The sequence below is a fragment of the Brevibacterium permense genome (assembly GCF_025506275.1).
In the GTDB taxonomy this organism is placed as follows: Bacteria; Actinomycetota; Actinomycetes; order Actinomycetales; family Brevibacteriaceae; genus Brevibacterium; species Brevibacterium permense_A.
In genome coordinates, this window is the sequence record NZ_QYCP01000001.1 from 99345 (window position 1) to 112470 (window position 13126).

Annotated in this window: 11 protein-coding genes and 1 riboswitch; of the genes, 6 read left to right on the plus strand and 5 right to left on the minus strand. The window is 64.7% G+C overall.

Going from position 1 to position 13126, the window contains the following annotated elements; genetic code table 11:
• Nucleotides 1-31: 31 nt before the first annotated feature.
• The gene (locus D3I60_RS00440) at nt 32-889 is read right to left on the minus strand and encodes an ATP-binding cassette domain-containing protein (protein WP_262773973.1); all 858 of its coding nucleotides are present in this window, start codon (nt 887-889) and stop codon (nt 32-34) included.
• Between the two features lie 377 nt (nt 890-1266).
• Here D3I60_RS00440 and D3I60_RS00445 point away from each other — a divergent pair, with 377 nt between their 5' ends.
• Entirely contained in the window at nt 1267-2346 is a 1080-nt protein-coding gene (locus tag D3I60_RS00445; RefSeq protein WP_262773974.1) for a tellurite resistance/C4-dicarboxylate transporter family protein, read from the plus strand.
• 309 nt (nt 2347-2655) lie between these two features.
• Here D3I60_RS00445 and D3I60_RS00450 read toward each other — a convergent pair whose 3' ends face one another.
• The 3 genes from D3I60_RS00450 to D3I60_RS00460 form a co-directional block, all read right to left on the minus strand.
• A complete protein-coding gene (locus tag D3I60_RS00450) occupies nt 2656-3255 on the minus strand; it encodes a DUF805 domain-containing protein (RefSeq protein WP_262773976.1) in 600 nt (199 codons plus the stop codon).
• Nucleotides 3256-3485: 230 nt separating this feature from the next.
• On the minus strand, nt 3486-4799 hold the full coding sequence (locus tag D3I60_RS00455; RefSeq protein ID WP_262773978.1) for an MFS transporter: 1314 nt from the start codon (nt 4797-4799) through the stop codon (nt 3486-3488).
• 88 nt (nt 4800-4887) lie between these two features.
• Nucleotides 4888-5376: a MarR family winged helix-turn-helix transcriptional regulator gene (locus tag D3I60_RS00460; protein WP_262773980.1), complete on the minus strand. Its 489-nt coding sequence runs from the start codon at nt 5374-5376 to the stop codon at nt 4888-4890.
• A 200-nt stretch (nt 5377-5576) separates the two neighbouring features.
• Nucleotides 5577-5705, plus strand: a riboswitch (FMN riboswitch).
• 114 nt (nt 5706-5819) lie between these two features.
• Between D3I60_RS00460 and ribD the strand changes: the two genes are divergently transcribed.
• From ribD to ribH, 4 genes are all read left to right on the plus strand, one after another.
• On the plus strand, nt 5820-6914 hold the full coding sequence (gene ribD, locus D3I60_RS00465; RefSeq protein WP_262773981.1) for a bifunctional diaminohydroxyphosphoribosylaminopyrimidine deaminase/5-amino-6-(5-phosphoribosylamino)uracil reductase RibD: 1095 nt from the start codon (nt 5820-5822) through the stop codon (nt 6912-6914).
• A 53-nt stretch (nt 6915-6967) separates the two neighbouring features.
• A complete protein-coding gene (locus D3I60_RS00470) occupies nt 6968-7711 on the plus strand; it encodes a riboflavin synthase (RefSeq protein WP_262773983.1) in 744 nt (247 codons plus the stop codon).
• Nucleotides 7704-9125, plus strand: a complete 1422-nt coding sequence (gene ribA / locus D3I60_RS00475; RefSeq protein WP_262773985.1) for a GTP cyclohydrolase II — start codon at nt 7704-7706, stop codon at nt 9123-9125. Before D3I60_RS00470 ends, ribA begins: the two co-directional genes overlap by 8 nt.
• Nucleotides 9126-9300: 175 nt before the next feature.
• Nucleotides 9301-9771: a 6,7-dimethyl-8-ribityllumazine synthase gene (ribH, locus tag D3I60_RS00480; protein ID WP_262773987.1), complete on the plus strand. Its 471-nt coding sequence runs from the start codon at nt 9301-9303 to the stop codon at nt 9769-9771.
• Between the two features lie 224 nt (nt 9772-9995).
• Here the strand turns inward: ribH and poxB are convergent, their stop codons facing one another.
• On the minus strand, nt 9996-11711 hold the full coding sequence (gene poxB, locus D3I60_RS00485) for a ubiquinone-dependent pyruvate dehydrogenase (protein WP_262773988.1): 1716 nt from the start codon (nt 11709-11711) through the stop codon (nt 9996-9998).
• A gap of 335 nt (nt 11712-12046) precedes the next feature.
• On the opposite strand from poxB, the gene D3I60_RS00490 reads away from it, so the two are divergent.
• On the plus strand, nt 12047-13126 hold the full coding sequence (locus D3I60_RS00490; protein WP_262773990.1) for a Fic family protein: 1080 nt from the start codon (nt 12047-12049) through the stop codon (nt 13124-13126).

Consider the following 13126-nt stretch of genomic DNA (forward strand, 5'->3'; position numbering starts at 1 on the left):
TCCTCGGATTCGTATACGTGGGGCAGGTAGTTCAGTGTTTGGACCCGCGTTGAGCGGGAGGGTGGGGCGGCAGTTCGAGTTCGACCAGCGGCGGCTCCGCGCGAAAGCCGAGCGATCTGGTGGCGATGTCGAGTTCACTCGAGTCCTCGCAGGAGACGATGACCGTGAGCGGGTTCTCCAGATCCCGTGATCTGCGCAGCTGCTGGTAGATGAGGATCCCGGCCCAAGCACGGGCTCGGTCGGCGGATTCGCGCAGGTAGTCGATATTGTCGATGACGACGACAGGTGGGCGGCTGAGGCTCGCCAGCCCGAATTCGAGGAAGAATTTCTGCAGCTCACTCAGCTCGGAGACGAATACCTCTCCGTCATCGTCGATGAGGAAGTCCGCGCGCTGGGCGTCCTGCTTCGAGAACGTCCCCGGCGGGAGTTCATCGATGATCTCCGTAGCCGTGGTGAAGGTGTCCCGGATGAGACCGATGACCTCTCGCAGGGTCGATTTCGACGCCCACGGCTTGTACCAGGGCTGGAGCATGATCTGTCGTTCGGCGACGTGCTGCGCAACCGTGAAGTCGTCCTCAAGGTCCGTCAGCCCACCGATATGTCCGACAGCAACCTGCCCGCGCACGGTGCGGGCCCGCTTGCGGATATCGATATCGCCGAGGCGGCCCTCCCCCTCGGAGACCCGCATCCTTCCAGCCAAGGACAGGAGGAGAGAGGTCTTCCCGCTGCCGGCGGGCCCACGGACGACGGCAATGGCACCGGTCGGCACCTCGAGGTCGATATCGGTGAACACATCGCCCTGTTTGCCGGACAGCGACCAACCGCGCAGCGCGACCGCTGGCGCGTCGATGTCGGTGTCCTCGGCGAGAGTGTCCCTAGTGCTCTCCATAGCCATCGCTCCCAATCGTCTGTGCCCTCGTCGATCCGGTCAGTGCCGGAGAATTCTGCACCGCGCAGGTGACTGCAGACTACGCCACCACCGGCACGTGGGGGTGTGGAGCGGGCGACTCCACGTGAAGTTACTCACTGGTAACACTAGTGAATTCTCTCATGAAAATGATGGGAGAGTGACTCGAGAAGACCCAGATGTCACGAATTGCACATCGATTCTCCGGACAGAGGCCATCGGGCGGCCTCTCGGCGGCCTCTCGGTGGGGGCCGCGGCGCGGACCAGGAGGGCGGGGCTGCAACGCGGCTTCAAGGGTGGGGTCGTACTATCGAAGACGTCGATGTCCCCCGACACACGGCGACGAGAATGAGGAGCGAATGAGCACGGCCGATCGTAACCTCACCGGACTGCACAGACGGTGGGGGCTGAGCCCTTCAACGCTGGCACCCGGATGTTTCGCCTCTGTGATGGCGACCGGGATCGTGTCGATCGGTGCCGAGCTCAAAGAGCTGCACGCGCTGTCAGTGGGTCTGTTCTGGCTCGCCGTCGCTCTGTATGTGTTCTTCACCGTACTCACCGTGGTGCGGATCCTCCGATATCCAGAAGCAGTTCGCGCCGACCTGCATGATCCCTCCCGGGCATTCGGTTTCTTCACCGCTGTGGCAGGCACGAATGTCCTGGCGACGGGGCTCGTCGGTTTCGGCATGATCCCGCTGGCCCTCGCCTTCTTCGGTCTCGGCGTTCTGCTCTGGCTGGTGCTCGGGTACGGGATTCCCTTCACCGCGATCCTCGGATCGAGCACACGGCCGGTATCTGCAGGGGTGAACGGCACGTGGCTTGTGTGGGCGGTGGCCGCTCAGTCAGTGGCGGTGGTCGCCGCGAGCCTGGGGATCGAGCTTCCGAACACCGCATATGCCGCACCCGGTCTGGTCACATTCCTCGCGCTCGCGGCGGTGATCATGTGGGCCGTTGGACTGGCGCTCTACGTCGTCTGCGTGATTGCGATCGGCGTGCGCGTGCTTCAACATCGGTTCGGGCCCAAGGACCTCGATGCTCCGTATTGGGTGACGATGGGGGCACTGGCAATCACGATCGTTGCGGGTTCGCGGATTCTCGATCTCGGCGACGCTCCCCTGCTCGAGGCGACACGTGTACTGGTCGGCGCTTCCTCGGCGCTGCTGTGGGCGATCGCCACGTGGCTCATCCCGGCGCTCGTCGCCGCGGGAGTCTGGAGGCATGCCGTCCACCGGGTGCCGATGACATATGCGGCCGGACTGTGGAGCATGGTGTTCCCTGTCGGCATGTACGCAGCGGCGAGCATCTGCCTGGGCCGGTCGGACCATGTGCCGGCGATCGAATGGATCGGGCACCACTGGTACTGGATCGCCCTGACCGTCTGGGCGATCGTCTTCGTCTCGATGGTCCTGTCTTTCGTCAGGGCCCTCCGCAGTCGTTGATCGGTCGGTCCTCCTCGGCGGGGCATATTAGAAAGCCGGCAATCGGCGCCGACGTCGGACCTCCTCGGCGAGGGGATTGCAGTCGCGCATCGGGCACCGCCGAACTCAATTCCCACTACACGTCGCACCTCTCCCCGGTACTCGCAATGCGCCCTCCCGGCAGCACAACGCCCCGCCGGCGGCATCTCGCACTCTTGCAATGATGCGAGATGACACTGACGGGGCATTATGGCTGCGCAGCTGTGTTACGTGTCAGCAACTAGACGTGATGCTCCGTCCGAGCACAGGCGCCTCGGTCAGACCTCGAAATCAGACGTCGAAGCGCTGACCCTCGGGCTTGGATGGCATGATCATCAGCACGAGCACGATGATCCCGCCGACGCCGGGGATGAGTCCCAGGAACCACATGGGACCGGGGAAGTTCCCGTCATGGAGCCGACGCCACGAGATGGCGAGCTGCGGCAAGAGGACAGCCAGACCGATGATGCCCATGAGGATTCCGCCGATAGCGGTCAGAGCAATCGACCCACCGGACGGGCCTGCGGCTGCAGACATACCGTATGGGTCGGCCGCCGCCATCGATGCGGAGGCACCCATCATCCCCAGTCCGATGGAGTACAGGATGGCAGGAACTATCATCAGCAGACCAATGAACAGGTAGGCGAACCAGTACTCGCTGCGCGAGGCGCGTCCCTTGAAGTTGACGTAGTTCTTGAAGAAGCGCTTGACGGCCTGGCCGAAGGAAGCGCCGTAGAGCGGCAGTGAGAGGTCATCGGGGCTGGCGGCACCGCGTCGTGCTCCACCGAAGCCCTGCCCTCCGTAGCCCTGGCCGGCGGCACCGGGAGCTCCTTGACCGGGTGCGCCGGAGTTGTATGCTGCATTCGCGTCGTAGGACATGATGACCTTCATCTGTAGGTGACGTTTCCGATCGCGCTCCGTCGTTGATGAGCCGAATTTGATCAGCCGATCTTCAGGAAGCGCGAAATCTATTCTGCACCAGGCTTTCCATCGATCATGTGTCGAACCGGTTTCAGATCTGCAACACAGCGCATGATTCACTCATTTGTCATGGTCCGGACACGGAAACGGCGCCCGAGGAATGATTCCTCGGACGCCGTGATCAGCGATTCGCCGCCGCCTCAGGCGTCACCTCCGGTGAGGGCATAAGCCTCGTCGACCGGCGACTCATCGATATGCCCGTCGACGCGACGCAGCTTCTTCCAGCCGAGCGAGATGACGACGACCGACAGCAGCACGGCCCCCGCACCGAAGAGGTACGGAGATCCCGCACTGATCGACTCCGACACCGCACCGGCGACGATCGGCGCAACGGCACCGCCGATGAAACGCACACCCGAATAGGTCCCCGAGGCGACCGGACGAGGCAGGTCGCTGACCTCCATCGCCGATTCCGTGAACACCGTGTTGAGCACACCCAGAAGCATGCCGGCCACGATGATGCAGACGATGATTCCGGCCAGCGACTCGACGAGGAAGGACATCACGCCCAGCAGCACAGCCAGTGCGACCAGGGTGACGATGAGGCTGCGACGACGCCCGATCCGCTTGGTCAGCACGGGAGCGCCGAACACCGAGGTGATCGCCACGCAGATGCCCCAACCGAAGAAGACGTAGCCGAGGCCCATGGCGCCGAAGTCATCCATGCCCAGCTTCGCGGCGGCAGCCTCGACAGGGAATGGGCTGTAGGCCAGCAGGATGAAGAAGCCGAAGTTGTAGAGCAGAGCGGAGACGCCGAGGATGGCCACACCCGGACGGGCGAGCGCACGGAACGTAGCGCTGAGCTTGGTCGGCTCCGCCGAGGCCCCGTTCGAGCTCGTGCCTCCCGGCAGCAGCACAACGATGGCGATGAAGCCGATGGCCATAAGCACTGCGGTGCCGAAGAACGGTCCGCGCCAGGAGATCCCGCCGAGGAGACCGCCGAGCAGCGGGCCGGTGGCGATTCCGACGCCGAGAGCCGCCTCGTAGAGGATGATCGCCTTCTCAGCACCACCGGACGCAGCACCGACGATCGTCGACAGAGCGGTGGAGATGAACAGCGCGTTGCCCAGACCCCAGCCGGCACGGAAGCCGATGATCTGGTCGACGGAACCGGAGAATCCGGCCAGAGCCGCGAACGCGACGATGAGGACGAGACCGATGAGCAGCGTGGTCTTCGCACCGAGGCGGGATGACAGGAAGCTCGTGAAGAACATCATTCCGCCGGTGATGAACAGATAGCTGGTGAACAGCAACATCGATTGGGCGGGGGTGGCGTCGAGCTCGGCCGAGATGGCCGGCAGGATCGGATCGACCAGACCGATGCCCATGAAGGCGATGACCGCAGCGAACGCGACCGCCCAGACAGCACGTGGCTGGCGAAGGATCGACGCTCCCGCCCCGGAATCGCCGGGTGTTTCGTCCCCTGTTGTTTCGTTGTCTGCTGACGCTCTCATCTGCTGGTCGCGTCCCCTTTCCTATGGTGCGTTCCGCTCCGAAGTCCGCTTCGGAAGCGTGGTTGAAAAACTGAGATGTGTTCGGCGGCTAGACCGCGGCCGAGTCGGAGTCCGATTCGTCGGCGGGCTCGTCGACGCCGTCGACCGGGTGGCGGTCCTTGAGGAAGTCCGAGACCAGCCCGAGCGCACGATCGACACTCTGGCGCTCCTCGACACTCAGCGACTCGAAGTAGGGCTGCATCTGCTCGATCATGATCGATCGGTTCTCCGCCAGCCTCGCCCGTCCGGCATCGGTGAGAGAGAACTGCGACGCGCGGCCGTCCGAGGGACTGGATTCGCGCACGACAAGTCCGGCTTCTTCGAGTTTGGCGAGGAGCTTCGTCGCCGCAGGCTGAGAGCACAGATATCCTTGCGCGAAATGGCCCACCCGTACGGGCTGATACTGCTCGACGACTGCGAGCGCACGCAGCGCCGCCAGCGAGTTCTCATTGCCGATCACTCGTCGAAACGCTCTGGTCAGGCGCGACGAGACGACAACGAGCCGCGACACGAGTTCGGCCGAATCCACATCATCCATAACTTATTTATATACCCAAGTTATACATTTCGGCAAATCACGGTCACCGGGAGCGCCTTCCCGCCGCTCGCGAATGCCGGCCCGCCCGGACCACGGAGACGCTCCTCCCCATCCGCACGCAGAACCGCCCCGCCCCGCCCGGATGCCACCATGTGACGGACCTCACGGCCGCCTCGGTGATGGTCATGCTACTCTGGCCTCACATGTTCCGGGGACGGTGAAATTCCGTACCGGCGGTCATAGTCCGCGAGCCGCTCGCATTCGTGCAGACGGTTGATTCGGTGAAATTCCGAAACCGACAGTCAGAGTCTGGATGGGAGGAGCATGGTGGCCTCGGCCGCTGTGTCTGGTGCAATCGACCGCACCGTCGCACGCGAATGAGACGCCCTGATGGTTGCACCCGCAATATCCTCCCTCCCGGCGAAGGCTCGGGAGGTTTTTTCATGGGCGCGCAGCCAGATGACGCAGCGGAATTCACGGACCTCGAATCCGCGGCGATGACCGCCGCACTCAATGCGGCCCGCGAAGGTGTTCGCGGAGCGAATCCGCTGGTGGGCGCGGCAATCCTGACAGCCGACGGGCAGATCGTCACCGGTCACCACGGAGGTGCGGGCACGCCCCACGCCGAGGTGGACGCAATCACCACCGCCCACGACCTCGACATCGATCTGACCACCTCGACGCTGTTCGTCACGCTCGAACCCTGCGCCCACCACGGCCGGACCGGCCCCTGCACCGAGGCGGTCATCAACGCCGCGATCCCCTCCGTCGTCTTCGCCTCCCCCGACCCGAATCCCCTGGCCGCGGGCGGTGGAAAGGCCCTCGCCGAGGCGGGACTGACGGTCCGTTCGCGACTGCACGAAGAGGACTCCCGCGCTCTCAATTCCCGCTGGGTCCGGTCGACGGCCGAGGCCCGCCCGTTCGTCACAGCGAAGATCGCACAGAGCCTCGACGGGGCCGTCGCCGCCGCCGACGGAACCAGTCAGTGGATCACCTCCGCGGAGTCTCGCGCACACGCTCACGAGGTCAGAGCCCGAGTCGACGCCATCCTCGTCGGCACCGGCACCGCCTTGGCCGACGATCCGCGTCTCAATGCACGCGGCCCGGACGGAATCTCACTTGACGACCAGCCGCGGCCCGTCGTGCTCGGCACCTCGGAACTGCCTGTCACATCGTTTCTCGCCCTCAATCCGAACACTCTGCAGCTGCGCACCCACGATGTCCGTGCGGCCCTGGACGAACTGTACGCCGCAGGAGTGCGCCATCTCCTCGTCGAAGGCGGGCCGACGGTGCTGGGCGCGTTCTTCTCCGCGGGGGTCGTCGACGAGGTCTTCTGCTATCAGGCTCCGCTTCTCATCGGCCCCGGCCGCAGCAGCGTCGACGGCTTGGACATCGGCACCCTGTCCGAGGCGCTGCAGCTGATCCCCGACGACACGGGGACACAGGCGGTGTCACGGCTCGGCTCGGACTTCCTGCTGCACTTCACAACTGCGGATCCGGAACCTGCCGAAACCGGCTCCCCCGAACCAGGTACGTAGTCGCCGCATTCCCCCAGCCACCACCGACCACCGCCTGAAGAATCTGGAGTCACATGTTCACCGGAATCATCGAAGAACTCGGCACCGTCGAGTCCATCGAGCACACGAACGATTCGGCCGCGATCACCATCGACGCGGGCCCTCTCGTCGCCGACCTCGACCTCGGCGGCTCGCTGTCCGTCAACGGAGTCTGCCTGACTTCGACGAGGCGGCCCACCGAGCAATGCCCCGGCCTCTTCACCGCCGAGGTCATGGGCGAGACCCTCCGCCTGACCGGGCTCGGCGCCTTGACCACGGGCGACCGCGTCAACCTGGAACGCTGCACGCCCGCCTCGGGGCGCTTCGACGGCCATGTCGTCCAAGGACACGTCGACGGACGCGGCGAACTCCTCGACCGCATCGACCGACCCGACTGGTCGACCCTGCGCATCGGGATCCCGAACGACCTCGCACCGCTGACCGCGATCAAGGGGTCGATCGCCCTCAACGGTGTGTCGCTGACGCTGACGGCCGTGTCCGAACCGAGCGCATCCTCGGCGTGGGTGGAGGTCGGCCTCATTCCGGCTACCCTGGCACACACGACGTTCGGCGAGCTGCCGGTAGGCGCGGCCGTGAACGTCGAGGTCGACGTGCTCGCGAAGTACACCGCGCGCCTCCTGTCCTTCCGCACCCAAGCCGACCACGTCCCTGCGGGTGACGCAGTTGTCGCCGCCGACGCGGTCCCCACTCACTCGAGCCCCGCCTCGGCGGACTCATCGCTTTCGAACAGCACCCAGCAAGGAGTCGATCATGACTGATCCCATCGCCCACGCCAGCCGCCTCGATCCCATCGATGCGGCCATCGCAGCCGTCGCCGCCGGCCGGCCCATCCTCGTCGTCGATGATGAGGACCGGGAGAACGAGGGCGACCTCATCATGGCCGCCGAGTTCGCCGATCCCACGACGATGGGCTTCTTCGTCCGGCACACCTCGGGCGTCATCTGCGCACCCATGACCGCCGACCGAGCCGCGTCCCTGCGTCTGCCGCCGATGGTCACCGACAACGAGGATCCGAAGGGCACCGCCTACACGGTCAGCTGCGACGCTGTCGGGGTGACCACGGGCATCAGCGCCGCCGAACGCGCCGCAACCGGTCGAGTCCTCGCCGCCGCCGATCCGGATCCGGCTGCGATCTCGCGGCCCGGCCACATCTTCCCGCTCATCGCCAAGGACGGCGGGGTCCGCGAACGTCCGGGTCACACCGAGGCCGGGGTCGAGTTCGCGCGCCTGGCCGGTGCTCATCCGGTGGCGATGATCGCCGAGGTGGTCCACGACGACGGTTCGATGATGCGCTTCGACGCGGTCCGCGACTTCGCCGACGCCCACGACCTCGTCATGGTCTCGATCGAACAGCTCGTCGCCTACCTCGAGCTGCATGCCACGGATGCGTCGAACGACTCCCCGGCGGCCGTTGCAGCGGTCCCGGGCGTGTCTTCGGCCCCGGCCGTGTCATCGACTGCGGATGCTTCCCGCACTGAGGCGGCCGCCTCAGTGAACGTCGCCGGTGCACCCGGCAGGGACGAACCGGTTGAGGCGACCGCGGAGGTCGCTCTGCCGTCGGAGCACGGCAGCCTGCGGGCCCGCGCGTTCACGATCAACGGGCATGACCACCTCGGCGTGTTTGCGGGGTCCCCGGATTCTGACGCAGCGGGTCCGGCGCCTCTCGTGCGGCTGCATTCGGAGTGCCTGACCGGGGACGTCTTCGGTTCGCACCGGTGTGACTGCGGTGAGCAGCTCGACCTGGCGCTCGGCCTCATCGCCGAACACGGTGGGGCGGTGCTCTATCTGACCGGTCACGAGGGTCGCGGAATCGGGCTGAGCAACAAGCTGCGCGCTTACGCTCTGCAGGATCAGGGGCGGGATACCGTGGATGCGAACAGGGATCTCGGGTTCACCGACGACGCCCGCGACTACCGTGCCGCGGCGACCATCCTGCGCTCACTCGGGCTGACTCGCATCCGCCTGCTCACGAACAACCCGGCGAAGACCTCGGCTCTCGAAGAGCTGGGCATCACGGTCGAAGCTGTGGTTCCACTCGAGGTCGCGGCGCGGCCGGAGAACACGCACTACCTGGCCACGAAGCGCGAACGCATGCACCATGTGCTCTCGCTGCCGGAGGTCACGGGCACATCCGGCACTGGCGCGGGCACAGCCGGAGCCGTCGCCAGCTGACGAGCGGCAACCGCCTCGGCGAGGACATCCGGCCCCGCTGGGACCGAACGGACCCACGGGTGCGGCAGCCGCCTCGGCGAGCTTCCGGCTCCATATGCGAGCGGGCCGCCCCCTCTATCCGACCCACACAGACACGAACCAGGCTCTGCGGAGCCTTCGAACAAAGGACACGATCATGGCTCATTCCGGAGCACCAGAACTCACCGTCGAAGCCGCTGACCTGCGCGTCGCCATCGTCGCCGCCTCCTGGCACACCCAGATCATGGACGGACTCGTCGACGGGGCCCAGCGCGCCGCCGCCGAGGCCGGAGCCGAAGCCACGCTCATCCGCGTGCCCGGCAGCTTCGAACTGCCCGTCGCCGCGGCCCGCCTGGCACCGCACTTCGACGCGGTCGTCGCTCTCGGCGTGGTCATCCGCGGCGGCACCCCGCACTTCGACTACGTCTGCCAAGCCGCCACCGACGGCCTCAACCGGGTCGCCATCGACTCCGGCAAGCCCGTCGGCTTCGGGGTGCTCACCTGCGACACCGAACAGCAGGGACTCGACCGTGCCGGGCTCGAGGGCTCGGTCGAGGACAAGGGCCATGAGGCGATGACCGCAGCGCTCGCCACAGCTCAGGTCCTGGCGCCGTACCCTCAGAGCTGAACAGCTGAGCTGGGCTGGGCTGAAAGGCTCGGCCAAGCTGGCGGGCCTTCGGGCTGATCGTGCTTTCGAGCCGACCGGCCCCGTCGAGCCCTGCTTCCGCGAAGACAAGTGTGCGCAGATTGCCCGTTTGGGTGTCCCAAGTGGCAATCTGCGCACACTTATCGTGCTGTGCGGCAGGTTGCGCCGGCGCCGCAGGCGGCGCAGGCGGCGCGACCTTACTCAGCTCAGAAGAGCTGACGGATGTTCGTCCGGGCGAGATCGATGAGTTCGTCGCCCTTGCCCGAGAGCACCGTGCGGATCGCGTAGAGCGCGAAGCCCTTGGCCTGCTCGACGGTGATCGACGGCGGCATCGACAGCTCCTGACGTTCGGTGACGACATCGAGGACCGCAGGCCCCGGGTAGGCGAGGAACTCCTTGACGACCTTCGGCAGGTCCTTGGACTTCTCGACACGGAAGCCCTTGATCCCGACCGCCTCGGCGATGGTGGAGAAGTCGGGGTTGTCGAGGTCCGTTCCGAACGTGACGAAACCGGCCGCCTTCATCTCGAGCTCGACGAAGTTGAGCGAGGAGTTGTTGTACACGACAGTCTTGACCGGCAGTTTGTTCTGCGTGAGCGTGATGAGCTCACCGAGCAGCATGGCCAGTCCGCCGTCACCGGCGAGCGCAATGGTCTGCCGGTCCTCGAACGCCGACTGCACGCCGACGCTCTGGGACAGGGCGTTGGCCATCGATCCGTGGCTGAAGGACCCGATGAGGCGACGCTTGCCGTTCATCGTCAGGTAGCGCGCCGCCCACACCACGGGTGATCCGACGTCGGGAATGAAGACGGCGTCGTCATCGGCCATCTCGTCGAGGAGCCGGGTCAGGTACTGCGGGTGGATCGTCCGCTTGGATGGTGTGGCCAGCTCGTCGAGGTCCTTGCGCGTCCTCTGATAGTGCTTGGTCAGGGAGTTCAGATGCGTGCTGCTGCGGTTGGCCTTGATCTTCGGCAGCAGCGCCTCGACGGTGTCGGCGACCGTTCCGACAAGCGGAATGTCGACCTTCGTGCGCCTGCCGATCTGGGACCCGCGCACATCGACTTGGATGACGGTGGCGTCCTCGGGGTAGAACTGCTGGTAGGGCAGATCGGTACCGAGCATGAGCAGAGTGTCGCAGTCCTTGAGCGCGGCGTAGCCGGAGGAGAATCCGAGCAGACCGGTCATGCCCACATCATATGGATTGTCGGGTTCGACGAATTCCTTGCCGCGCATCGTATGGACGATCGGGGCCTGGAGCTTCTCGGCGATGGCGAGCAGCTCATCATGGGCGCCTTCGGTGCCGGCACCGGCGAGGATCGTCGTCTTCTTGCCCTTGTTGAGTGCCTTGGCCGCAGCTTCGACCTGGGACTCCGCGGGGATCATGTGCGACGGATAGGCCTTGACCACCTCGGCGGCGGCATCGATGTCGGCCAGACCGACGTCACCGGGGATGACGAGGACGGCCACGCCGCGCTTCTCGATGGCCTCACGCATGGCGATGCGCAGCAGTCGGGGCATCTGCTCGGCTGAGGAGACGTTCTCGACGTAGACGCTGCAGTCACGGAACAGCTCGGTCGGGTGGGTCTCCTGGAAGTAGTTCGAGCCGATCTCGTCGCTGGGGATCTGGGCGGCGATGGCCAGCACGGGAACCCGCGAACGCTGGGCGTCGAAGAGCCCGTTGATGAGGTGAAGGTTGCCGGGTCCGCAGCTGCCGGCGCAGACCGCGAGTTCACCGGTCAGGGCGGCCTCGCCGCTGGCGGCGAAGGAAGCGGCCTCCTCGTGGCGGACGTGAACCCATTCGAGCTGCGGGTTCACGCGGAGGGCATCGGTAAATCCGTTGAGCGAATCACCCGGGATGCCGTAGACGCGCTTGACTCCGCTGGCGACGAGGGTATCGACGATGTTTCTGGCGACGGTGGGCATTGACTTCCTTCCGTTGAACCATGAACGCCGGAGATGCGCTGATGCGTATCCCCGGCAGGGGCTGCCCCGCGCTCGGGGCCTTGACCGCACTGCCAGTCTAGACCCGGATTCGCCGCCGATGCTGTCCGATTCCTCACCCTTGACTGCGGGAATATCTCCGCCGAGGCGGCGCTGACGGATGGGTTCGCAGCACGGAATCCTCCGACGAGGTGCTTGCCAGGAGGTTCGCAGAAGTGCCCGAATGATGTGTCAAGCAATTTGCCATATCTTCGAAACGTGTAAAAAATTCTCCGATTTTTTTACATGTTCGATGAACGTGGCAATAGACTTGTCATATGTGGACACCGACTGAGCCATACAATGAACTGCGAGAACCGCCGGTTGAGAAGCTCGAATCCCGTGAGGTCCTCAAAGCGACAACAGAGGCACGGGCCGGGTTGGCCGCGCTCGATCAGGCGGTGCACCGCCTACCCAATCCGTCGATACTGCTCAACGCGGTCACACTGCTCGAAGCACAGGCGAGCTCGGAAATCGAGAACATCGTGACGACTACAGATGAACTGTTCCAACTTGCTTCGGTAGAGAGCACTCATGCCAACCCTGCAACACGCGAGACCCTTCGCTACAGAACCGCGCTCTACACAGGGATCGCCGCACTGGACTCTCGCCCTTTGTCCACCATTACTGCAACACAGGTCTGTTCGAGCGTCAACGGCCGAGACATGCACATCCGCGATCTTCCCGGCACATTCATCGGAGACTCAATCGCACACACTGTTCGGTACACTCCACCGGACGGCCCCAGCGTCATCGCCGATAAACTCAATGACTGGGAACGCTTTGTACACGGGGAGCACAAGCTCGACCCCCTGGTAGTCATGGCGGCAGCTCACTACCACTTCGAAGCCATTCACCCATTCCCGGATGGGAACGGTCGGACCGGACGAATTCTCAACATACTCATGCTGATCGAATCCGAACTTCTACGGGAACCGGTGCTGTATCTTTCCCGGTACATCATCGAAAACAAGAATGAGTATTACCGACTCCTGCTGGAGGTCACGAGAGATTCGGCGTGGGAAGAGTGGATTCTCTTCATGCTCGAAGGAGTCCGACAGACAGCGAACCTCACGCTTGATCTCATCGACAAGGTCCAAGAACTTCAGGAAGACTTCCGCTTGGAAGTGAAAGCGAAGACAGCGATCGGTGCCAACTCCGACATGCTCGACCTTCTGTTCGAGCGCCCCTATTGCCGAATCGTCGATGTCATCGAGCGCGGTGAGGTCTCTCGACCAACGGCTTCCAAATGGCTGAATGAGCTCGTGTCTCAGTCGATGTTGGACACCGTCAAAGTCGGCAGAGACCGCCTCTTCATCAACTCACGCTTGCTGAGGGTGCTCTCGCGACCGTCCTGA

Excerpts from the sequence above, each read along its gene's own strand:
- ribA (WP_262773985.1), top strand. The coding sequence starts at position 7,704 with ATGACTGATCCCATCGCCCACGCCAGCCGCCTCGATCCCATCGATGCG.
- poxB (WP_262773988.1), bottom strand. The coding sequence starts at position 11,711 with ATGCCCACCGTCGCCAGAAACATCGTCGATACCCTCGTCGCCAGCGGA.
- ribH (WP_262773987.1), top strand. The coding sequence starts at position 9,301 with ATGGCTCATTCCGGAGCACCAGAACTCACCGTCGAAGCCGCTGACCTG.
- D3I60_RS00440 (WP_262773973.1), bottom strand. The coding sequence starts at position 889 with ATGGAGAGCACTAGGGACACTCTCGCCGAGGACACCGACATCGACGCG.
- D3I60_RS00460 (WP_262773980.1), bottom strand. The coding sequence starts at position 5,376 with ATGGATGATGTGGATTCGGCCGAACTCGTGTCGCGGCTCGTTGTCGTC.
- D3I60_RS00470 (WP_262773983.1), top strand. The coding sequence starts at position 6,968 with ATGTTCACCGGAATCATCGAAGAACTCGGCACCGTCGAGTCCATCGAG.
- D3I60_RS00445 (WP_262773974.1), top strand. The coding sequence starts at position 1,267 with ATGAGCACGGCCGATCGTAACCTCACCGGACTGCACAGACGGTGGGGG.
- ribD (WP_262773981.1), top strand. The coding sequence starts at position 5,820 with ATGGGCGCGCAGCCAGATGACGCAGCGGAATTCACGGACCTCGAATCC.
- D3I60_RS00455 (WP_262773978.1), bottom strand. The coding sequence starts at position 4,799 with ATGAGAGCGTCAGCAGACAACGAAACAACAGGGGACGAAACACCCGGC.
- D3I60_RS00450 (WP_262773976.1), bottom strand. The coding sequence starts at position 3,255 with ATGAAGGTCATCATGTCCTACGACGCGAATGCAGCATACAACTCCGGC.
- D3I60_RS00490 (WP_262773990.1), top strand. The coding sequence starts at position 12,047 with ATGTGGACACCGACTGAGCCATACAATGAACTGCGAGAACCGCCGGTT.